This window comes from Herbaspirillum rubrisubalbicans (genome assembly GCF_003719195.1).
Classification (GTDB): domain Bacteria; phylum Pseudomonadota; class Gammaproteobacteria; order Burkholderiales; family Burkholderiaceae_D; genus Herbaspirillum; species Herbaspirillum rubrisubalbicans.
The window spans coordinates 5,485,689-5,505,792 of record NZ_CP024996.1 but is presented as its reverse complement, the minus strand read 5'-3'; the positions used below and the strand labels follow the sequence as shown (position 1 = coordinate 5,505,792).

The window sequence follows — 20,104 nt, the reverse complement described above, 5'->3', positions numbered from 1 at the left end:
TCGGCGCCGCTGACGTTTTCTGCACCATGCTTGGCGTTTTCTGCACCAAGCCTATTCCGCAGCACTGCTGCCGCTGCACCTGACCCGTCGCCGGAACTGCCATGATCGCCTACCTGATACGACGCCTACTCTACGCCCTGCCCATCATGCTGGGCGTGGCCTTCCTCTGCTTCATGCTGGTCCACATCGCCCCAGGCGATCCACTGGTCTCGATCCTGCCACCGGATGCCTCGGCCGATCTGCAGAAGCAGCTCATGGAGCTCTACGGATTCAACCGCAGCTATCCCGAGCAATTCCTGAGCTGGGTCTGGCGCGCTCTGCACGGTGATCTGGGCAGCTCCATTGCCACCGGTCGCCCGGTGGCCGCCGAAGTCTTCAAGGCGGTTGGCAATACCTTCATGCTGGCCGCCGTGGCCACGGTGATCGGCTTCGTGTTCGGTTCGCTGTTCGGCTTCGTGGCGGGTTACTTCCGCAATTCCTGGGTGGACCGCATCGCTTCCTTCATCTCGGTGGTGGGCGTATCGGTGCCGCACTACTGGCTGGGCATGGTGCTGGTGATCGTGTTCTCTTCCAAGCTGATGTGGTTGCCTGCCACCGGTGCCGGGCCCGATGGCTCGGGAGCCTGGGTGTGGGATATCGAGCACATGAAATACCTGCTCATGCCGGCCGTCACCATGTCCTTCATCCCCATGGGCATCATCGCCCGCACCGTGCGCGCGCTGGTGGCCGATATCCTGGCGCAGGAATTCGTGGTCGGCCTCAAGGCGCGCGGCTTGTCGGATGCGGGCGTATTGCGTCACGTGGTCAAGAATGCCGCGCCCACTGCACTGGCTGTCATGGGCCTGCAACTCGGCTATCTGTTGGGCGGTTCCATCCTGATCGAAACCGTGTTCTCCTGGCCCGGTACCGGCTTCCTGCTCAACCAGGCCATCTTCCAGCGCGACCTGCCGCTGCTGCAAGGGAGCATCCTGGTGCTGGCCATGTTTTTCGTGGCGCTGAACCTGCTGGTGGATATCCTGCAGACCATCTTCGACCCCCGTATCGAGCGAGCCTGACATGAATCTTTCCACTCCCGTCTCCTCACTCAAGGCGGCCGAGGCGCCCGCCACCGCCATGCGCCGCTCGCGCGGTCATTGGGCCAACGTCGCTGCGCGGCTGGTGCGCAATCCCGGCGCCATGATCGCCGCCGCCGTGCTGCTGCTGTTGATCGTAGCGGCCATCGCCGCACCCTGGGTAATGCCGGGCGACCCGTTCGCCGCTTCCATGTTCTCGCGCCTGAAACCCATCGGCACCGTCGGCCATCTGCTGGGCACCGATGAACTGGGCCGCGACATGTTCTCGCGCCTGCTGCTGGGTGGCCGGCTGTCGCTGTTCATGGGGATCACGCCAGTGCTGCTGGCCTTCGTCATCGGCAGCGCCCTGGGCATCGTGGCCGGCTATGCGGGCGGCTTCACCAATACCATCATCATGCGCAGCATCGATATCCTCTACGCCTTTCCCTCGGTACTGCTGGCCATTGCATTGTCCGGTGCGCTGGGCGCGGGCATCTTCAATGCACTTACTTCGCTGACCATCGTCTTCGTGCCGCAGATCGCCCGCATTGCAGAAAGCGTCACCACGCAAGTGCGGCGCAGCGATTATGTCGATGCCGCACGCGCTTCCGGGGCCAGCGCCTTCACTATCGTGCGCGCGCACGTACTGGGCAATGTGCTGGGACCGATCTTCGTCTATTCCACCAGCTTGATTTCGGTTTCGATGATCCTGGCCTCGGGTTTGTCCTTCCTCGGCCTGGGCGTCAAACCGCCCGAACCGGAATGGGGCCTCATGTTGAACACCCTGCGTACCGCCATCTACACCCAGCCGTGGGTGGCGGCCTTGCCGGGAGCCTTCATCTTCGTCACCTCGATTTCCTTCAACCTGTTGTCCGACGGCCTGCGTTCGGCCATGGAGGTCAAGCAATGAGTCTGTCTGCCCCTCTCCTCCAGCAAGATCCGCGGGATGTTGGCGGCCCGCGCCAGCCGCTGCTGGGGGTGCGCCAGTTGCTGAAACACTTTCCACTGAAACAGCAGGGCCTGCCCTGGCTGCGCGGCCCGGCCAATGCGGTGCGCGCGGTCGATGGTGTGAGCTTCGACATCATGAAGGGCGAAACCCTGGGCGTGGTCGGCGAATCCGGCTGCGGCAAATCCACTACCGCGCGCGTGCTGATGCAATTGATCGAGCAGGATAGCGGCGAACTGGTCTTCGATGGCCAGACCGTGGGCTCGCGCGCCATGCCCTTGCGCCAGTTCCGGCGCCAGGCGCAGATGGTGTTCCAGGACAGTTATTCCTCGCTCAATCCGCGCATGACCATCGAGGATTCGATCGCTTTCGCGCCCATCGTGCACGGCCTGCCGGCGCGTGAGGCCATCGCCCGCGCCCGCAGTCTGCTGGCGCGTGTGGGTTTGCAGCCGGAGCGTTTCGCCGGGCGCTATCCGCATGAACTCTCCGGCGGCCAGCGCCAGCGCGTCAATATCGCCCGTGCCCTGGCGCTGGAGCCGCGCCTGGTGATCCTGGACGAAGCCGTCTCGGCACTGGACAAATCGGTGGAAGCCCAGGTGTTGAACCTGCTGCTGGACCTGAAGCAGGAATTCGGCCTGACCTATCTCTTCATCAGCCACGACCTCAACGTGGTGCGTTTCATCTCGGACCGCGTGCTGGTCATGTACCTGGGCCAAGTAGTCGAGGTGGGGCCGGCCGAGCAGGTCTTCGATGCACCCCGGCATCCCTATACGCGCGCCTTGTTGCGCTCCATGCCCAGCATGGACCCGACCCGCCGCACCGAGCAAGCGCCGCTGGCCGGCGACCCGCCCAACCCCATCAACCCGCCACCGGGCTGCCGCTTCCATACCCGTTGCCAGTTTGCGCAACCGGTCTGCCAGCAGCGCGCCCCGGCCTTCACCGAGGCACTCCCCCTGCATGGCGTGGCCTGCTTGCGTTATGAAGCCGGCAGTGGCTACGATGCCACTGCCTTTGACATCGGCATGATGAACCAGGAGCCGCAACATGGTTGACCCCGACAAGCAAGCAATGGTGAGCCTGCGTGACCTGCGCGTCACCTTCCAGGCGCCTGGCAAGACTATCCGCGCCGTCAGCGGGGTGGACCTGGACGTGGCCGCCGGCGAAGTCGTGGCGCTGATCGGTGAATCGGGCTCGGGCAAGAGCGTCACCTTGCGTTCCATCATGCGTCTGCATCCCGAGCAGCGCACCCGCATCGAAGGCCGGTTGCAAGTCGATGGCCGCGACGTGTTGCAGATGACGGGCCGTGAGCTGTCGGCCCTGCGCGGCCATGATGTGGCGATGATCTTCCAGGAACCGCTGCTGGCGCTGGACCCGGTCTATACCGTCGGTGAGCAGATCATCGAGACCATCCGCCGTCACAAGAAGGTTTCGGCCGCCCAGGCCCGTGCGCAAGCACTGGCACTGTTCGAGAAGGTGCGCATCCCTAGCCCCGAACGGCGCCTGGATGCCTATGCGCATGAGATGTCGGGTGGGATGCGTCAGCGCGCCATGATCGCGTTGGCCCTGTCGTGCTCGCCCAAGGTCTTGCTGGCCGATGAACCTACCACTGCGCTGGACGCCACGGTACAGATCCAGATCCTCTTGCTGCTGCGCGAACTGCAGCGCGAGCTGGGCTTGTCCATCATCTTCGTCACCCACGACATTGGCGCGGCCGTCGAGGTGGCCGACCGCATCGCCGTCATGTATGCCGGGCGCATCGTCGAGCAAGGACCGGCAGCGCAATTGCTGAGTCAGCCGCGTCACCCGTACACCATGTCGCTGCTGCAAAGCCGCAGCCACGGCGCCCTGCAAAAGGGCCAGCGCCTGCCGACCATTCCCGGCGCGCCGCCCGACTTGGCCAGGCTGCCGGCGGGCTGCGCTTTCGCCGAACGCTGCGCCCATGCCCAGGCGGCTTGCCAGAGCCAGCAGCCGCCCGAGCAAAGACTGGATGCGCAGCATACGGTACGTTGCCTGCGCGCCCAGGAACTCCAGTTGGCTACCGCCTGAGTGGCGGTACCTACCACCCTCTTCGACCAGACAAGGAAACCGCATGAGTGCTGATGCCTCTACCGCCCGCTGCTTCGTCCCCTATCCCTTCGTGCCGCAGCCCCAGGTCAGCACCGGCCCGCTGGCCGGCGTGCGCCTGGCCGTCAAGGATATCTTCGATGTGGCTGGTTATCCCACCGGTTGCGGCAACCCGCACATGCTGGCCATGTCCGGTATCAAGAACAGTTCGGCGCCGGCCGTGCAGGCACTGCTGCAAGCGGGCGCGCAATTCGTCGGCAAGGTCTATACCGATGAGCTGGCCTTTTCCATGAATGGCAAGAATGCCCATTTCGGTACCCCGCGCAATGGCGGGGCGCCCGATCGCATTCCGGGTGGCTCCAGCTCCGGCTCGGCTTCGGCGGTCTCCAATGGCCTGGCCGAACTGGCGCTGGGCACCGATACCGGTGGTTCGGTGCGCGTGCCGGCCAGCCATTGCGGTCTGATCGGACTGCGTCCCACGCATGGCCGCGTTTCGTTGGCGGGCGTCATGGAACTGGCCGGCAGCTTCGATACCTGCGGCTGGTTTGCGCGCGAGATGGGCCTCTTCAGCCGTGCCGGCGATATCTTGCTGGGCCAAGACAGCATCGAGCTGCCCGAGCAGCCGCGCGTGATGGTGGCCGCCGATGTGCTGGCCCTGCTGGAGTCGCGCGTGCAGGCGGTGTTCTCACAGACGCTGGACCGCCTGGCCGGCGTGATCGGCACGCCGCAGCCGGTCAAGACCGCGACCCCGTCCTTCGATACGCTGTATTGGGCGTTCCGTCATATCCAGGGCTATGAAGCCTGGCAAGCCCATGGCCAACACATCCGTCGCCACGACTTCCAGCTCGGCCCCGGCGTGGCAGAACGCTTCACCTGGTCGGCCACCATTACACCGCAGCAGATGGCGCAGCACAGTGCGGTGCGTGCCATCTTTTCCGAAACCTTCACTCGCCTGCTGGGGCGCGATGGGGTGCTGCTCTTGCCCAGTGCACCGGATGTGGCACCGTTGTTGACCGATTCCGAGCAGTCGCTGGAAAACTATCGCAACCAGGCCGTGCGCATGTTGTGCCTGGCGGGGCTCTCGGGTTGTCCGCAGATCTCGCTGCCGCTCATGCGCCTGGATGATGCTCCCTTCGGCCTGTCGCTCATCGCACCACCGGGCAGCGACCGTTCCCTGATCCGCTATGCCGCGAGACTGATGCATGAATGCGCCTGAGGTCCAAGGTCGGCGGCGTGTGATCCTGGCGCAGCCGCTGACGCCCCAGGCCTTCGCCCCCTACGGCCACCTGATCGCGCCGGGGCCGCTTGAGCGTGACATCAACTTCGGCACCACCCGCCGCTACGATGACGTGGCCAGGCTTGATGTGCAGGAGCAGGGAGGGCGCGCCTGCGCGGCGATCTTCCGCACCGATGCGCAGACCCATCAGGCTCCCTATCCCCTGCGCGCCTTCGAGCGCCACCGGCTGGGCAGCCAGAGCTTCATCCCCATGGGTGCAGCGCGTTGCCTGGCCGTGCTGGCCGGCGATGGCGAATGCCCTGATGAGTCGGCCATCGCCGCCTTCGTGATCGAACCGGGACAGGGCGTCACCCTGCGCCGTGGGGTCTGGCACCATCCCTTGATCACGGTGGGGGCGGCCGATGTGCTGGTCATCGAGCGCCTGGCGGCAGAAGAGGATTGCCAGGTCGTGATGCTGACCATGCCTGCCGAAGTCCATCTGCCCTAGCTCCGGCGAACTGTTCAGCCCCCAAGCCGGCCCCGGCGAATCCTGCAATAATGGCGAATTGTCACCGTCGTGACCATTTTTGCTGATGTCCACACCGGCTCCGGTCGCGTGCTCATCCCGCCTTCTTGCCCATGCCTTATGCCGTCTGTGCCTCCATCCTGTGGGGCTTGTTTCCGCTGTACTTCAAGCTGCTCAAGGAGGTTCCCTCCTTCGATATCGTGGTGCAGCGCCTGTTCTGGTCCTGCGTGTTCCTGCTGGCGGTGTTGGCCTGGCGCCGGCAATGGCGCTGGATAGTCGAGCTGGCCAAACAGCCGCTGGTGGTGGGTGGCTGCCTGCTCTCGGCGCTGCTCTTGAGCGGCAACTGGACCCTGTATGTGTGGGCGGTCAATGCCGGGCGCATCGTCGATACCAGCCTGGGCTATTTCATGAGCCCCCTGATGAGCGTCTTCATGGGCTACCTGATCCTGAAGGAAAAAATGCGCCCGCTGCAATGGCTGGCCGTGTTTCTGGCGCTGGGGGCGGTGCTATGGCTAACCATCGCCAATGGCAGCCTGCCGTGGATTTCGCTCTTGATCGCGCTCACCTTCGCCTTCTATGGCCTCTTGCGCAAGACCGCGCACCTGGGCGCGCTCGAAGGCCTGTCGCTGGAAACCCTGCTGATGCTGCCGCTGGTGCTGGTGATCCTGGGCACAGACAGCCTGCGCGACAGCAATGCCTTTACCCATGCCTCCACCACGGCCAGGATCCTGCTGATCCTGTCGGGGCCGATCACCGCCGTGCCCTTGCTGCTCTTTGCGCATGGCGCGCGCCGCATTCCGTTGTCGATGCTGGGCTTGATCCAGTACATCTCGCCTACCATCCAGCTCCTGGCCGGCGTGCTGGTCTATGACGAACCCTTCGTCGGGGCCCGCGCCATCGGCTTTTGCGTGATCTGGGCGGCGCTCGCGGTATACTCCGCCGAAGGCTTGTGGCGCTACCTGCGCAGCCGTGCGCAAAGCTCGGCCGAGCCCAGCGCCGGCGGCGCCTGAACGCTGCCCTATCGTTTCCCCTCTTACTGGCAACTCATACCATGGCCCAATACGTCTTTACCATGAACCGCGTCGGCAAGATCGTGCCGCCGAAGCGGCAGATCCTCAAGGACATCTCGCTGTCCTTCTTCCCCGGCGCCAAGATCGGCGTGCTCGGCTTGAACGGCTCGGGCAAGTCCACCCTGCTCAAGATCATGGCCGGCATCGACAAGGAAATCGAGGGTGAAGCCATCCCGATGCCCAACCTCAACATCGGCTACCTGCCCCAGGAACCGCAACTCGATCCCGACAAGACCGTGCGCCAGGAAGTCGAAAGCGCCCTGGGCGAAGTCTTCGAAGCCCAGGCCAAGCTCGATGCAGTCTATGCTGCCTATGCCGAGGAAGACGCCGACTTCGACGCCCTGGCCACCGAACAGGCGCGCCTGGAAGCCATCATCGCCGCGGCCGATGGCAACAGCCTCAACCAGCAGCTGGAAATGGCCGCCGACGCGCTGCGCCTGCCGCCCTGGGACGCCAAGATCGGCGTGCTCTCCGGTGGCGAAAAGCGTCGCGTGGCGCTGTGCAAGCTGCTGCTCTCCAAGCCCGACATGCTGCTGCTGGACGAACCGACCAACCACCTGGACGCCGAATCGGTGGACTGGCTGGAGCAGTTCCTGCAACGCTTCCCCGGCACCGTGGTGGCGATCACCCACGATCGCTACTTCCTCGACAATGCCGCCGAATGGATCCTGGAACTGGACCGCGGCCACGGCATCCCCTGGAAGGGCAACTACAGCTCCTGGCTGGAACAGAAGGAAGCGCGCTTGAAGCAAGAAGAGGCCAGCGAATCGGCGCGCCAAAAGACCATCGCCAAGGAACTGGAGTGGGTGCGGCAGAACCCCAAGGGGCGTCAGGCCAAGAGCAAGGCGCGTCTGGCCCGCTTCAACGAACTGTCCGAATACGAATACCAGAAGCGCAACGAAACCCAGGAAATCTTCATTCCCGTGGCCGAGCGCCTGGGCAATGAAGTCATCGAATTCAAGAACGTCAGCAAGGGCTATGGCGACCGCCTGCTGATCGATGATCTGAACTTCAAGATTCCGGCCGGTGCCATCGTCGGCATCATCGGCCCCAACGGCGCCGGTAAGTCGACCCTGTTCCGCATGTTGGCCGGTCGCGAGACCCCGGACAGCGGCGAAGTCGTGCTCGGCCCCACCGTCAAGGTATCGCTGGTGGACCAGTCGCGCGAAGACCTGGGCAACAAGAAGACGGTCTTCGAAGATGTCTCCGGTGGCGCCGACATCCTCACCGTGGGCCGCTTCGAAATGCCCTCGCGCGCCTACCTGGGCCGCTTCAACTTCAAGGGCGGCGACCAGCAGAAAATCGTCGGCAACCTCTCCGGGGGTGAGCGCGGCCGTCTGCACCTGGCCAAGACCCTGCTGCAGGGTGGCAACGTCCTGCTGCTGGACGAACCGTCCAACGACCTCGACGTGGAAACCCTGCGCGCCCTGGAAGATGCGTTGCTGGAATTCGCCGGCACCGTGCTGGTGATCTCCCACGATCGCTGGTTCCTGGATCGTATCGCCACCCACATCATCGCCTTCGAAGGCGATTCGCAGGTCACCTTCTTCGACGGCAACTATCAGGAATACGAAGCCGACAAGAAGAAGCGCCTCGGTGAAGAAGCCGCCAAGCCCAAGCGTATTCGTTACAAGCCGGTGACACGCTGATCGCCTGGCCCGATCCCTACCTTGAACGCCGCTGATTTTCAGCGGCGCTTTTTTTGCTGGCTGAACCGGGTAAAGAGTTGTAGGGATGCATGACGCCGCCTGCCGGGCTGGCTACCATCGTAGTATGACAAGACCAACGGGAGCCCCGATGAAGATCTGCCTGGCGCTGACATGCACCCTGGCCCTGTGTACCTTGCTGTCGGGCTGTGCCACTCCGCAGCCGGTCACGCAGATCGACAAAGACACCTACTTGCTGGTGGCCAGTTCACGCTGGCATGGCAACGATGGCGTGGCCGCGCAGGGGGTGCAGCAAGCCGATGAGTGGTGCCGCCAGCAGGGCCGCAGTGCGCGCATCACTGGCAGCGAACGTTCCGAAGGCTTGTTCGGCGTGCTGCCGCCCAAGGTGATGCTCAGCTTCAAGTGCGATCGGCCTGGCCAGTAGCCGTGTCCCATGGCTCGGGAGCCGGCAGGAATCCTCCTGCGCGGGTAGAATCCCCCCCTTGCCCCGCCCACAAGGCGCCAGACCGGGAAGAGGCCGTCACACGATCCTGTGCACGATGACCTCTTCCCCGCAGTTCGCGTCATCCGCGCATTCACCATAAAAAACGCGCCATCCCGCCATGATTGTCTTCATGGCTGGGCCAGTGTTGATCATTCATCCATTGCCATGCTCGCCACCATCACCCGCCTCTTCCCCGTGTGGGCGCTGCTGCTTTCCGCCGCCGCCTACTTCTCGCCGCCGACCTTCACGCCCATCGGCAAGTACATCACCCAGTTGCTCACGCTGATCATGCTGACCATGGGCGTGACCCTCACGGTGGACGACTTCAAGCGCATCATCAAGCGCCCCGCGCCGGTGGCTGCCGGCATCATCCTGCACTACCTGGTCATGCCGCTGGCGGCCTGGATCATCGCCAAGGTGCTGCACATGCCGCCCGACCTGACGGCCGGCATGGTGCTGGTCGGTAGCGTGGCCTCCGGCACCGCCTCCAACGTGATGATCTATCTTTCGCGCGGCGATGTCGCGCTGTCGGTCACCATCTCTACGCTGTCGGCCCTGGTCTCCGTGTTTGCTACGCCCCTGCTGACTGAACTGTACGTGGATGCCTCCATCCACTTCGATGCCCATGCCATGCTCATGTCCATCGTCCAGATCGTGGTGCTGCCCATCGCCGTGGGCCTGGTGCTGAACCTGTTCGCGGGCAATCTTATCCGTCGTATCGAACCCTATCTGTCGCTGGTATCGATGGTGGCCATCTTGCTCATCATCGCTGCGGTAGTGGCCGGCAGCCAGGCCAGCATCGCCTCGGTCGGCCTGGTGGTGCTGGTGGGCGTGATCCTGCATAACGGCCTGGGTTTGCTGGGCGGTTACTGGGGCGGTCGCCTGCTGGGCTTCGACGAAGCGGTCTGTCGCACGTTGGCCATCGAAGTCGGGATGCAGAATTCCGGCCTGGCCGCAGCGCTGGGCAAGCTCTACTTTACGCCGGTGGCGGCCCTGCCCGGTGCCCTGTTCTCGGTGTGGCACAACCTGTCGGGGTCGCTCTTGGCCGGTTACTGGCGCGGACGGCCGCCGCGCGACTGAGTCCATATCGTTCATATCGACGACAACGGCCCGCTTCCCCATGGGAAAGCGGGCCGTTGTTCATGCGGCGCAGATGCGCCTACAATCCGCCATCACTGCGCGTGATCGTCTACATTCTTCACATTGCATATTCGCCAAGGAAAGGGCATTCCATGCAAAAACGCAAGTTCCTCCGTCTGGGCGCCTCGCTGCTGGCCGCTCCCGCGGCGCTGCCGGTGCTGGCCGCCGAGCGCAAGGCGGCGGCCATGTCCGGCCCGGTCCTGCTGACCGTCACCGGCGACATCGGCAACGCCAATCGTGGTCCTCTCGATCCGGCGCTGGACCAGATGATGGCCAAGCAAAAGCTCAGTTTCGACAAGGCCCACGTGTTCGATTTCGCGGCGCTCTCGGCCCTGCCGTCGGTGGAAATCCACCCCACGCTGGAATACGATGGCCGCCGCCACAGCCTGCGCGGGCCCTTGCTCTCGGAAGTGTTACGGGTGGTGGGTGCGCCCGCCGCCATCCAGAACTGCGCCTTGCGCGCCGTGGATGGCTATGCGGTGCTGGTTTCGCCGGCCGATATCGCCAAGTACCGCTTCATCGTCGCCACCCACCTGGATGGCAAGCCGATCCCGCTGGGGGGCCTCGGCCCGCTGTGGGCGGTGTATGACGCCGACAGTATCCCGGAGATGGCCGCACGCCCGGTCTCGGAGCGCTTCGGCCAATGCCCCTGGGGCTTGTACCACATCGCCGTGCGCAAGGCCTGATGCAGCGCTTGATGCAGTGTGGGCAGCCTAGGCAGCGCCTCAGACGTTGATGGCGCTGTCGGATTTCATGCGCTTGCGCAGCTCGAACTTCTGGATCTTGCCGGTGGAGGTCTTGGGCAGCGGGCCGAAGTAGATCGCCTTGGGCACCTTGAAGCCGGCCAGATGGCTGCGGCAGAACTCGGTCAGTTCGACCGCGCCGGTCTCGGCACCTTCCTTGAGTTCGACGAAGGCACAGGGCGTCTCGCCCCACTTCTCATCCGGTTGCGCCACTACGGCCGCGGCCAGGACCGCCGGGTGGCGGTACAGCACATCCTCCACTTCCACGCTGGAGATGTTCTCGCCACCGGAGATGATGATGTCCTTGCTGCGGTCCTTGATCTTGATGTAGCCATCGGCATTCATCACGCCCAGGTCGCCGGTATGGAACCAGCCACCGGCAAAGGCTTCGTGGGTGGCGCGGTCGTTCTTCAGATAACCCTTCATGCAGATGTTGCCACGGAACATGATCTCGCCGATCTCCTCGCCATCGGCGGCGACTGGCTCCATGGTGTCGGGCGAGAGTACCGTCACGCCGCTTTGCAGGTGATAGCGCACACCCTGGCGCGACTTCGCCACGGCGCGCTGGTCCACCGACAAAGCGCTCCAGGCATCCTGTTCGGCGCACACGGCCGCCGGCCCATACACTTCCGTCAGACCATAGACGTGGGTCAGCTCGAACTGCATGGCCTCCACCTTGGCCAGCACCGCCGCTGGCGGCGGCGCCCCGGCCACCATCGCCTTGACCGGACCACGGATGCCGGCACGCCAGCCCTCCGGTGCATTGGCCAAGGCCGCGTGGACGATGGGCGCAGCGCAGTAATGGGTGATGCCATGCTCGGCGATGAGGTCGAACACCAGCTTGGGCTCGAACTTGCGCAGGCACACGTTGACCCCGGCACGGGCCGCCACGGTCCACGGGAAGCACCAGCCATTGCAATGGAACATGGGCAGCGTCCACAGGTAGACCGGGTGCTTGGGCAAGTCCCATTCGAGGATGTTGGAGACCGCATTCAAGGCCGCGCCGCGATGGTGATAGACCACGCCCTTGGGGTCGCCGGTGGTGCCGGAGGTGTAGTTCAGCGCAATCGCATCCCATTCGTCAGCGGGCATCTTCCATTCGAAATGTTCGTCGCCCGTGGCCAGCAGGGCTTCGTATTCCAGATGACCGAAACGCTCGCCGGCCACCGCTGGCGGCCCCAGTTCATCGAACACTTCGACGATCTTCAGGCCCGGCAACTGGGTGCGCAACTGCTGCGCCAGCGCGGCGAATTCGCTGTCGATCAAGAGTACCTTGGCCTCGCCATGGCGCAGCATGAAGACGATGGATTCGGCATCGAGCCGGATGTTGAGCGCATTCAATACGGCGCCGGCCATCGGCACGCCGAAGTGCGCCTCCACCATCGCCGGGGTATTGGGCAGCATGGCCGAGACGGTGTCGTTCTTGCCCACGCCCAACTGCTGCAGCGCGCTGGCCAGGCGGCGCGTGCGGCGATAGGTCTGGTCCCAGTTCTGGCGCAGCGCGCCGTGGAGGATGGCGGTGCGCTGGCCATAGACGGCCGCCGCACGTGCGATGAAATCGATGGGGGTGAGGGCGGCGTAATTGGCGGCGTTGCGCCCAAGGCCGGTGTCGAAGTCTGCCATGCTGGTCTCCTTGCAGCGGGATGGTGGTAGCGGCCTGTGCATTTTTTATCAGCCGCCTGATACTTGATGATCGTCTAGGGTAGCACCGAAGCACTCTTGCGCTTTGTCATCCCGACGACAAGGCTGACATGCGACAATGTTCACCGTTTTCTTCATCTCCCTCTTCCTCTCCCTCCCATGAGCAGCCCGATGGCGCAGCTTCTGCAGCAATACGACTGGTTCGCCGCGCTGGCGCCGGAACATCGTGCGCTGGCCGCCGCCACTACCCAGCTGGCACGCTATGCCGCCGATGCCTTCGTGGCGCGGCGCGGGGAGCTCTCGCAATACTGGATCGGTGTGCATGAGGGCTTGATCAAGCTGGCCGTCTACAACATCGATGGCCGCAGCAGCACGCTCTCGGGCGTGCCCGAAGGCGGCTGGTGCGGCGAGGGCAGCGTCATCAAGCGCGAGCCGCGCCGCTATGACGTCATCGCCATCCGCGCCTCGCAGATCCTGCTGGTGCCGGCCGATACCTTCCATCGCCTCATGGCCGAGAGCCTGCCCTTCAATGCCTTCGTCATCGGCCAGTTGAACGAGCGCATGGGCCAGTTCATCGCCACCGTGCAGAACGAGCGCCTGCTCGATGTCGATGCCCGTGTGGCGCAGGCCATTGCGCAGCTGTTCCATCCGATGCTGTATCCACGCACGTCCAAGGTGCTGGAACTGTCGCAGGAAGAGATTGGTCTGTTGACCGGCCTGTCGCGCCAGCGCGTGAACCAGACCATGCGCCGCCTGGCCGAACTGGGGCTGGTGGAGATTTCCTACCAGAGCATCCGGGTGGTCGATCTGGATGGCTTGCGCGCCTTCGGCATGGCCTCGCTATGACCGGCTTGTCACCCCGGCGACAGTCTGTGCGCCGCGCCTGTCTTAAGATCGGCCGACCCTCCCGGAACTGACACGTCCATGGCCATCGTCACCCATCATCATCTGCAATTGCGTGAGTTGCGTTTTGCCGCACCGGCGCGGGTGCGGCTGTGGAAGGGCGCGGCTACGCTCAGGAGCGGTGGCGCCACGGTGGAGTTGCGCCAGGGCGAGAGTTTCACGGTGCCGTCCTTCGTGCGCTTTTCTTGCCTGGCCCATCCGCAGGTGAGCGTGCAGGGGATGCGCCCGGCCGTGTGGTCGCTGGCGCTGGAAGCGCAATCTGCCGCCGACCTGGACCGCGCTGCCGATACCAGCAAGCCGCACGCCCGCCGTCTGGCCGCAGCCATCTTCGCCCAACCGGCCGCCAACTGGCGCGCCGAGTCCATCGCCCGCGACTGGCAGATGAGCGCGGCGCGCTTGCGTGCGCTCTTGTTTGCCGAAGGCGAGTCGTTGCGCAGCCTGGTGCGCGAGCAGCGCGTGGCCTGGGTATTGGCCGCATTGGCGCGCATGGAAGATGCCGGGGTCGAGCCTGCGGCGGCCGGCTTTGCCTCACTGGCCGCCCTGCAACGCGCCTGCCAGGACTTGATCGGCCTGCCGCCCGAGATCGCCCGGCGCGCCATTTCCCTGCTCAGCAGCAGCCCGCTACCGCCGTCACTGCAGCCTGAACAGCAATCGCGCCGACCGCGCTACCGGCCCTATTTCTGAGATTTCTGCCGCGCAGCCCGCCCAGGGGCGGCAAGTTTGCTACCATCTGCGCTTTCCCTCAATTCTGTGTGGCCCGACACGGGTCGATTTCTCATGAGCAAGTTCTGGAGCCCCATCGTCAGCCGCCTGACGCCCTACACCCCCGGCGAACAACCCAAGCTCGCGCGCCTGGTCAAGCTCAATACCAACGAGAGCCCGTATGGCCCTTCGCCCCTGGCGCTGCAGGCCATCGCCGCCGAGGTCAACGACAGCCTGCGCCTGTATCCCAACCCGGATGCCGAACCGCTGAAGCTGGCCATCGCCCGCCGTCATGCCGCCGACGGCATCAGCGCGCGCGAAGTGTTCGTGGGCAATGGCTCCGACGAAGTGCTGGCCCACGCCTTCCACGCCCTGCTGCAACATGGCAAGCCTATCCTGTTCCCGGACATTACCTACAGCTTCTATCCGACCTATGCCGGCCTGTACCAGATCGAGTACCGTGCCGTGCCGCTGACTGAGGATTTCACGCTGCGCAGCGAGGATTACCTGGGCCATGGCGAGGCCATCGGCGGCATCATCTTCCCCAATCCGAATGCCCCCACCGGCTGCCTGTTGGGCCTGGAAGACGTCGAGCGCATCCTGCAGGGCAATCCCCAGCGCGTGGTGGTGGTCGATGAGGCTTATATCGATTTCGGCGGCCAGAGCGCCATCCCGCTGGTGCAGCGCTACCCCAACCTGCTGGTGGTGCAGACCTTCTCCAAGTCGCGCGCATTGGCCGGGATGCGGGTCGGTTTCGCCATCGGCCATGCCGACCTGATCGATGCGCTGGAGCGCGTCAAGAACAGCTTCAACTCCTACCCGCTGGACCGCCCCGCCATTGCCGGCGCCACAGCTGCCATCGAGGATGAGGATTACTTCCAGCAGACCTGCGGCATGGTCATCGCCAGCCGCACCGCGCTGGTGGCGCAACTGGAGGGGCTGGGCTTCGAGGTGCTGCCGTCGGCGGCCAACTTCGTCTTTGCACGTCATCCCCGGCATGATGCAGCCGAGCTGGCGGCGTCGCTGCGCGGCGACGGCATCATCGTGCGTCACTTCAAGAGCGAGCGCATCCAGCAGTTCCTGCGCATTACCATCGGCACCGATGCGGATTGCGCCACCCTGGTCGACGCGCTGCGCCGCCATCTGGGGCAGTCGCCCGCCTGAACTACCGCGCTGCGAGCCGCACGCACCGGGCGCGTGCGGCCCGATGTGCAGAAAACGTCAGGCGGCGTACAGACCCAGTCTGCGCTGTTTCAAGCATCCTGCTTCATCCCAGTGGCCGCTGCCGCCACGCCACCATTGAGCCTGCCAGCAGCATCAGTGCAGAAAACACCAGGCCGCGTTGCAGGCCCCCGGAACCATCGGCGATCCATCCCACGATGGACGGCCCGATGATCTGCCCCACCGCAAAGATGATGGTGAAGGCGCTGATGCCTGCTGGCCAATCCGCCGGGGGCAGGTTATGGCGCACCATGGCCGTGGTGGAGGCCACCGCCGACAGGAAGCAGCCACCGAACAGCAAGCCCGAAGCCAACACCGCCAGCGGTTCGGCGGTCAGGGCCGGCAGCAGGGTGGCCAGGCACAGCAGGCCGTTGAGGATGGCCAGCGATTGCCCGCCGCGGAAGCGATCCAGCATCGGCGCCCAGATACGCGAGGAAGCAAAGGTGGCCGCACCCAGCAGCGCAAAGAACAGCGTGATGCGCGAGGCGGACATGCCTTCTTCCTTGAGCAGGGCGATGACGAAGGTCATGTAGCCGATATAACCCAAGCCGAAGAAAAGATAGCCGACCAGCCCGAAGCCCAGGCTGCGTGGCCGCCAATGGCGCGCGCCCTTGGCCTGCGCCGGCGCAGTGGGCATCAGCCGCGCCGGCAAGGCCATGCACACGCTCGCCACCAGGGCCAGGCTGCCCAGCAGCACCCAGGCCCATTGCCACGGATGGGGCGCGCCCTGCGCCACGGCCGCCTGCATCACCGGTGGCACCAGCAGGGACGCGGCCACGATGCCGATCCCGGTGCCACCGTAGTACAGCCCCAGCAGCAATCCTGCGCGCTGTGCGTGCAGCGCGGCCAGGCGACTGACCAGCAGTCCGCCCGAGACGAAGATCAAGGCACTGGTCACACCCGTTACTATCCGCAGCAGCAACTGCCACAGCGTGTCGGTGGTCAGCGCCGGCAGGAAGGACAGCAGCGCGGTACCGAAGGCGCCTGCGATCAAGACACGATGGGCCTGGAAGCGTCGCATCAGCAGCGGTGTGCTCAAGGCGCCCAGCAGGTAGCCCACGGCATTGCCGGTATTCATGCCGCCGGCCACCAGGTAGGGCCAGCCGAGGTCGGCGCGCATGGGCGCCAGCAGCAGGGCATAGGAAAAGCGCGCCAGGCCCAGCGCCACCGCCGTGCCCAGCGACAGCGCCAGGGCCGTCAGGATGGGATGGCGCCGGATGAAAGGCGAGGGCACATGCGCAGCAGTGCTGGTCATGGGGGATGTCTCCGAGCGGTCTTGGTGTCGTTGTGGCGCCCAGTGTAGCCCAAGCTGCTCGCAGCCAGCAGGGCTGGCGTGAAGGCGTCAGTTGGCCAGGGGGCGCCAGTTCTGCTGCTTGACCACCTGCACGCAGGCTTCTACCACCATGGGATCGAGCCGGCTGCCGCTCTGGCGCTGGATTTCTTCCAGGGCCACCCTCATGCCCAGCGACTTGCGATAAGGACGGTCGGCCGACATCGATTCGACGATGTCAGCTACCGTCAGGATGCGCGCTTCCAAGGGCAGCGCCTCGGCACCGATGCCCCGCGGATAGCCGCTGCCGTCCAGATACTCGTGATGGCACCAGACGATCTCGGCCAGGTTGAAGGGGAAACTGATCTTGTTGAGGATCTCGTAGCCGAACTGCACATGGGTCTTGAGCACGCCATATTCGTCGGCGGTGATGCGGCCCGGCTTGGTGAGCAGATCCAGAGGAATGCGCGCCTTGCCGATGTCATGCACCTGGGCCGCCATGTGCAGCACATCGATGCGCCCGCGCGGCAAGTTCAGGTGTTGGCCTATCATCACGGCCAGCTCGGCGGTCTGGTCTTCGTGGTTGGGCGTATAGCCGTCAGTGAGCCGATGCATGGCGATCAATGCATCGATGATTTCCTGGTAGATCTTGTTCTGTTCCGAAACTGGCATTTCTGTCCCTGCGAGATTGCAGCCGCTGGCAGCGTGCATGATCGCTCAGAGCTGGGGCGCAAAGGTGCCGCCGGCAGCAGAGCTGGCGTCCACCGTGAACCTTTGCAATCCATCGACCTCTGAATGGCCACCCGAGGGGCAACCCATGCCGCTGGTCCGACCGCGCATGGCGATGCGCGTTCCCGGTTGTCGGATAATAGCGGTTTGCAATACTGAAACTCATTTCAGGAAAGAAATGATTATGTGCAGTTTACATTCATGACTTATCGATGACAACCAAGCCGTCCATTTCCCGTTCCCCTTCTCCGCTACGTCTGATCTGGCGCAAGTTTGCTATCCCCTGTTTTTTCCTGCTGCTGGGAGTGGTCTTCGCCACCTGGGCCGCTCGCATTCCTGCCATCCGCGACCACCTGCAACTCGATGCCGCCACCCTGGCCCTGGTGCTGTTGTGCGGCGGCATCGGCGCGGTCGGCTCGTTCCCACTGGCGGCCTGGATCACCGGCCATTATGGTGCGCGCCACAGTAGTCTGTATGCCGGCCTGGCGCTGCTGGTGTCGCTGCCGCTGCTGGGGCTGGCGCCCAATCTGTGGACCCTGATGCTGGTCTGCACCGTCTATGGCGCCGCCTCCAGTTGCTTCGATGTGGCCATCAATGCACTGGGCGCGCAGGCCGAGCGCGATGCCGGACGGCCCATCATGTCCATGCTGCACGGCTGGTTCTGCGTGGGCACCTTCTCCGGCGCCCTCACCGCCAGCGCCGTGGCCGGCATGGGCATCGCACCGATCTGGCATTTCCTGCTGGTGGCCGCGCTGTTTCTCTATCCGCTCTATGCCGGCTATGGCGCCTTGCCCGATGACCGTCCTGCACACGATCCCGAGCGCAAACTGTTTGCCCTGCCCCATGGACACCTGGTGGTGCTGGGCGTGATCGCCTTTTGCGGCGCCATCGTCGAAGGATCGGTAGCCGACTGGAGCGGCATCTACATGAAGGACCACATCGGCGCCAGCGACGGCACCACCCCGCTGGCCTACGCCGCTTTTGCCGGCATGATGCTCATCATGCGCATGGTCGGCGATGGCTTGAAGGCGCGCTACGACGCCCGGCGCGTGGTGTGGATCGGCACGCTCGTGGCCAGCGCCGGCATGGCCCTGGCGGTGGCCGCGCCGGGCATGGTGTGGGCCATCCTCGGCTTTGCCATTGCTGGTACCGGGGTGGCGGCGGTATTTCCCTTCGTCTTCAGCGCGGCGGGCCGGCACGGCTCCAGCGCCTTGGCTGCGGTGGCCACGCTGGGCTATAGCGGCAGCCTGATCGGTCCACCGCTGTTCGGCTTCCTGGCCCATGGCTGGGGTTTGCAGGCGGCGCTGGCACTGTTGGGCGTGCTGTGCCTGGCCATGTCGGGCTCCAGCCGCCGCGCGCAATGGCTCCAGTAGTTCTGCGGCAGTGGCCTGCAAGGGTGGCCGTAGCGCCCTACAATGACGCCTCTTTTCGACTTACCGATGCAAGGAAAAAACACCATGCGCCACCTGGCCCTGCTGCCGGGCTTCATGCTCAATGAACACCTGTGGGACGACATGCGGGACGATCTGGCCACCCTGGGTGCGCTGCACTTTGGCGATCTCGGCCAGGATATCGGCATTCAGGCCATGGCCGACGCCGTGCTGCGCCAGGCGCCGGAGCGCTTCGTGCTGTTCGGGTTTTCGATGGGTGGTTTCGTGGCCCAGGCTATTGCGCTCAAGGCGCCCGAGCGCGTGCTCGGCCTGGGCTTGCTCAATACCTCTTCGCGCCCGCAGACCGAGCGCGAATCCCAAGCCACGCTGGCCCAGATCGAGCTGGCTCAACGCACGCCCTTCAAGGGTTTGACCTCGCGTGCGCTGGCCTCTTCGCTACACCCGGCGCGCAGTCAGGAGCGTGCGCTGCTGGACCGCCTGCAAGCCATGGCGCTGGCCAATGGCAAGGAAGTGTTCCTGCGCCAGTTGCAGACCTTGCGCGACAGCAATGCCGAAGACCTGCAACAGTTGCGCTGCCCGGTGCTCATCGTCAGCAGTGACCAGGACAAGTTGCGTAGCGTGGAAGAGTCGCAAGAGATGGCGCACCAGATACCGCAGGCGCGCCTGGAAGTGATCGGCGACTGCGGTCACATGACGCCGATGGAGAAGCCGGAAGCATTGTTCAGCATCATCTCGGACTGGATCACCCGCTCGGGCCTGTGAGGCCGTCCGTGGGGCCGGTCCAGTCCGCGTAAATCATTTAGCTGAATTAACTTTCATCCAGCTCCTTAGGCGGCGCCCCTGCGGCGCGTCCGCCTGCTCCCTTGTTGATTTCATCGAGTCCGCCGGTGCCGCGCAGGTCGGTATCGACCTGGCCCTTGCGGATGTCGTCATAGGCCTGGCGTATCTCCGGGCGCTCGACCTGGTGGCCGCTGCGCGCGGGATCCTGGCGATCCACGTTCTGGTCCTGCTCATGCGGCAGACGGGGCTTGTCGTGTTTGGGATGACGATCTTTTCTGGTTCTCAGGAAGCTGGTCATGGTGAGGGTCCTCGCATTGGATGGTTGACTCTTCTTTTGCCGCAGGGCGATGCCGTGTGATGAAAGTGGCCACAGCACTACTGGCCGCCTTGCGAATGCACAAAGCGAACAGGTACGACCGAGCCGGGCATCAGAAGTGCCGTCCGTTACAAAGTGCGTGAAAAAATAAGGTTTTGTCCGACAGAGGATTCGTACAGGCGGGGTCCAGGGGCTCTCATCAAGCGAGAGGATGCGTCGCTTGGACTGGCCAGGACTGGGCGC

20 protein-coding genes are annotated in these 20,104 nt (G+C 64.5%); 16 read left to right on the top strand and 4 right to left on the bottom strand.

The window, feature by feature from the left end; genetic code table 11:
- The first annotated feature begins 101 nt into the window (after window positions 1-101).
- From RC54_RS24455 to RC54_RS24405, 11 genes are all read left to right on the top strand, one after another.
- The gene (locus RC54_RS24455; RefSeq protein ID WP_058897364.1) at window positions 102-1,055 is read left to right on the top strand and encodes an ABC transporter permease; all 954 of its coding nucleotides are present in this window, start codon (window positions 102-104) and stop codon (window positions 1,053-1,055) included.
- A 1-nt stretch (window position 1,056) separates the two neighbouring features.
- Window positions 1,057-1,962, top strand: coding sequence for an ABC transporter permease (locus RC54_RS24450; RefSeq protein ID WP_017452818.1), 906 nt, complete (start codon window positions 1,057-1,059; stop codon window positions 1,960-1,962).
- Entirely contained in the window at window positions 1,959-3,050 is a 1,092-nt protein-coding gene (locus RC54_RS24445; RefSeq protein ID WP_017452819.1) for an ABC transporter ATP-binding protein, read from the top strand. Before RC54_RS24450 ends, RC54_RS24445 begins: the two co-directional genes overlap by 4 nt.
- On the top strand, window positions 3,043-4,044 hold the full coding sequence (locus tag RC54_RS24440) for an ABC transporter ATP-binding protein (RefSeq protein ID WP_061788606.1): 1,002 nt from the start codon (window positions 3,043-3,045) through the stop codon (window positions 4,042-4,044). Before RC54_RS24445 ends, RC54_RS24440 begins: the two co-directional genes overlap by 8 nt.
- A 43-nt stretch (window positions 4,045-4,087) precedes the next feature.
- The gene (locus RC54_RS24435; protein WP_061788605.1) at window positions 4,088-5,278 is read left to right on the top strand and encodes an amidase; all 1,191 of its coding nucleotides are present in this window, start codon (window positions 4,088-4,090) and stop codon (window positions 5,276-5,278) included.
- Window positions 5,265-5,786, top strand: coding sequence for an ureidoglycolate lyase (locus RC54_RS24430; protein ID WP_174526045.1), 522 nt, complete (start codon window positions 5,265-5,267; stop codon window positions 5,784-5,786). Before RC54_RS24435 ends, RC54_RS24430 begins: the two co-directional genes overlap by 14 nt.
- Before the next feature lie 131 nt (window positions 5,787-5,917).
- Window positions 5,918-6,814: an EamA family transporter RarD gene (gene rarD / locus RC54_RS24425; RefSeq protein WP_061788603.1), complete on the top strand. Its 897-nt coding sequence runs from the start codon at window positions 5,918-5,920 to the stop codon at window positions 6,812-6,814.
- A 41-nt stretch (window positions 6,815-6,855) separates the two neighbouring features.
- A complete protein-coding gene (ettA, locus tag RC54_RS24420) occupies window positions 6,856-8,523 on the top strand; it encodes an energy-dependent translational throttle protein EttA (RefSeq protein WP_017452824.1) in 1,668 nt (555 codons plus the stop codon).
- A gap of 148 nt (window positions 8,524-8,671) precedes the next feature.
- A complete protein-coding gene (locus RC54_RS24415; RefSeq protein ID WP_058897359.1) occupies window positions 8,672-8,965 on the top strand; it encodes a putative periplasmic lipoprotein in 294 nt (97 codons plus the stop codon).
- Window positions 8,966-9,190: 225 nt separating this feature from the next.
- Window positions 9,191-10,105, top strand: coding sequence for a ketopantoate/pantoate/pantothenate transporter PanS (gene panS / locus RC54_RS24410; RefSeq protein ID WP_058897358.1), 915 nt, complete (start codon window positions 9,191-9,193; stop codon window positions 10,103-10,105).
- A gap of 152 nt (window positions 10,106-10,257) precedes the next feature.
- Entirely contained in the window at window positions 10,258-10,851 is a 594-nt protein-coding gene (locus RC54_RS24405) for a putative pterin-binding protein (RefSeq protein ID WP_058897357.1), read from the top strand.
- A 39-nt stretch (window positions 10,852-10,890) separates the two neighbouring features.
- Here the strand turns inward: RC54_RS24405 and RC54_RS24400 are convergent, their stop codons facing one another.
- Window positions 10,891-12,531 (bottom strand): acyl-CoA synthetase, encoded by a 1,641-nt coding sequence (locus tag RC54_RS24400; RefSeq protein WP_061788602.1) that lies wholly within the window; start codon window positions 12,529-12,531, stop codon window positions 10,891-10,893.
- A gap of 189 nt (window positions 12,532-12,720) precedes the next feature.
- On the opposite strand from RC54_RS24400, the gene RC54_RS24395 reads away from it, so the two are divergent.
- The 3 genes from RC54_RS24395 (at window position 12,721) to hisC (ending at window position 15,318) form a co-directional block, all read left to right on the top strand.
- Window positions 12,721-13,395 (top strand): Crp/Fnr family transcriptional regulator, encoded by a 675-nt coding sequence (locus RC54_RS24395; protein ID WP_058897356.1) that lies wholly within the window; start codon window positions 12,721-12,723, stop codon window positions 13,393-13,395.
- A 78-nt stretch (window positions 13,396-13,473) separates the two neighbouring features.
- Window positions 13,474-14,136 carry a hypothetical protein gene (locus RC54_RS24390; RefSeq protein WP_058897355.1) on the top strand — a complete coding sequence of 221 codons (663 nt, stop codon included), beginning with the start codon at window positions 13,474-13,476 and terminating at the stop codon, window positions 14,134-14,136.
- A gap of 93 nt (window positions 14,137-14,229) precedes the next feature.
- On the top strand, window positions 14,230-15,318 hold the full coding sequence (gene hisC / locus RC54_RS24385) for a histidinol-phosphate transaminase (protein WP_058897354.1): 1,089 nt from the start codon (window positions 14,230-14,232) through the stop codon (window positions 15,316-15,318).
- 103 nt (window positions 15,319-15,421) lie between these two features.
- Here the strand turns inward: hisC and RC54_RS24380 are convergent, their stop codons facing one another.
- Both RC54_RS24380 and RC54_RS24375 read right to left on the bottom strand, forming a co-directional pair.
- Window positions 15,422-16,630 (bottom strand): YbfB/YjiJ family MFS transporter, encoded by a 1,209-nt coding sequence (locus RC54_RS24380; protein WP_061788601.1) that lies wholly within the window; start codon window positions 16,628-16,630, stop codon window positions 15,422-15,424.
- A gap of 87 nt (window positions 16,631-16,717) precedes the next feature.
- Window positions 16,718-17,317, bottom strand: coding sequence for an HD-GYP domain-containing protein (locus RC54_RS24375; RefSeq protein ID WP_058897352.1), 600 nt, complete (start codon window positions 17,315-17,317; stop codon window positions 16,718-16,720).
- A gap of 269 nt (window positions 17,318-17,586) precedes the next feature.
- Here RC54_RS24375 and RC54_RS24370 point away from each other — a divergent pair, with 269 nt between their 5' ends.
- Both RC54_RS24370 and RC54_RS24365 read left to right on the top strand, forming a co-directional pair.
- The gene (locus RC54_RS24370; RefSeq protein WP_061788600.1) at window positions 17,587-18,747 is read left to right on the top strand and encodes an MFS transporter; all 1,161 of its coding nucleotides are present in this window, start codon (window positions 17,587-17,589) and stop codon (window positions 18,745-18,747) included.
- 84 nt (window positions 18,748-18,831) lie between these two features.
- Window positions 18,832-19,527, top strand: coding sequence for an alpha/beta fold hydrolase (locus RC54_RS24365; protein WP_058897350.1), 696 nt, complete (start codon window positions 18,832-18,834; stop codon window positions 19,525-19,527).
- Between the two features lie 46 nt (window positions 19,528-19,573).
- Here RC54_RS24365 and RC54_RS24360 read toward each other — a convergent pair whose 3' ends face one another.
- Window positions 19,574-19,843 carry a hypothetical protein gene (locus RC54_RS24360; protein ID WP_044531612.1) on the bottom strand — a complete coding sequence of 90 codons (270 nt, stop codon included), beginning with the start codon at window positions 19,841-19,843 and terminating at the stop codon, window positions 19,574-19,576.
- Window positions 19,844-20,104: the final 261 nt, after the last annotated feature.

What these genes read in the sequence shown, in the direction of transcription:
- RC54_RS24455 (WP_058897364.1), top strand. Translation starts at nt 102, where the DNA reads ATGATCGCCTACCTGATACGACGCCTACTCTACGCCCTGCCCATCATG.
- RC54_RS24450 (WP_017452818.1), top strand. Translation starts at nt 1,057, where the DNA reads ATGAATCTTTCCACTCCCGTCTCCTCACTCAAGGCGGCCGAGGCGCCC.
- RC54_RS24445 (WP_017452819.1), top strand. Translation starts at nt 1,959, where the DNA reads ATGAGTCTGTCTGCCCCTCTCCTCCAGCAAGATCCGCGGGATGTTGGC.
- RC54_RS24440 (WP_061788606.1), top strand. Translation starts at nt 3,043, where the DNA reads ATGGTTGACCCCGACAAGCAAGCAATGGTGAGCCTGCGTGACCTGCGC.
- RC54_RS24435 (WP_061788605.1), top strand. Translation starts at nt 4,088, where the DNA reads ATGAGTGCTGATGCCTCTACCGCCCGCTGCTTCGTCCCCTATCCCTTC.
- RC54_RS24430 (WP_174526045.1), top strand. Translation starts at nt 5,265, where the DNA reads ATGAATGCGCCTGAGGTCCAAGGTCGGCGGCGTGTGATCCTGGCGCAG.
- rarD (WP_061788603.1), top strand. Translation starts at nt 5,918, where the DNA reads ATGCCTTATGCCGTCTGTGCCTCCATCCTGTGGGGCTTGTTTCCGCTG.
- ettA (WP_017452824.1), top strand. Translation starts at nt 6,856, where the DNA reads ATGGCCCAATACGTCTTTACCATGAACCGCGTCGGCAAGATCGTGCCG.
- RC54_RS24415 (WP_058897359.1), top strand. Translation starts at nt 8,672, where the DNA reads ATGAAGATCTGCCTGGCGCTGACATGCACCCTGGCCCTGTGTACCTTG.
- panS (WP_058897358.1), top strand. Translation starts at nt 9,191, where the DNA reads ATGCTCGCCACCATCACCCGCCTCTTCCCCGTGTGGGCGCTGCTGCTT.
- RC54_RS24405 (WP_058897357.1), top strand. Translation starts at nt 10,258, where the DNA reads ATGCAAAAACGCAAGTTCCTCCGTCTGGGCGCCTCGCTGCTGGCCGCT.
- RC54_RS24400 (WP_061788602.1), bottom strand. Translation starts at nt 12,531, where the DNA reads ATGGCAGACTTCGACACCGGCCTTGGGCGCAACGCCGCCAATTACGCC.
- RC54_RS24395 (WP_058897356.1), top strand. Translation starts at nt 12,721, where the DNA reads ATGGCGCAGCTTCTGCAGCAATACGACTGGTTCGCCGCGCTGGCGCCG.
- RC54_RS24390 (WP_058897355.1), top strand. Translation starts at nt 13,474, where the DNA reads ATGGCCATCGTCACCCATCATCATCTGCAATTGCGTGAGTTGCGTTTT.
- hisC (WP_058897354.1), top strand. Translation starts at nt 14,230, where the DNA reads ATGAGCAAGTTCTGGAGCCCCATCGTCAGCCGCCTGACGCCCTACACC.
- RC54_RS24380 (WP_061788601.1), bottom strand. Translation starts at nt 16,630, where the DNA reads ATGACCAGCACTGCTGCGCATGTGCCCTCGCCTTTCATCCGGCGCCAT.
- RC54_RS24375 (WP_058897352.1), bottom strand. Translation starts at nt 17,317, where the DNA reads ATGCCAGTTTCGGAACAGAACAAGATCTACCAGGAAATCATCGATGCA.
- RC54_RS24370 (WP_061788600.1), top strand. Translation starts at nt 17,587, where the DNA reads ATGACAACCAAGCCGTCCATTTCCCGTTCCCCTTCTCCGCTACGTCTG.
- RC54_RS24365 (WP_058897350.1), top strand. Translation starts at nt 18,832, where the DNA reads ATGCGCCACCTGGCCCTGCTGCCGGGCTTCATGCTCAATGAACACCTG.
- RC54_RS24360 (WP_044531612.1), bottom strand. Translation starts at nt 19,843, where the DNA reads ATGACCAGCTTCCTGAGAACCAGAAAAGATCGTCATCCCAAACACGAC.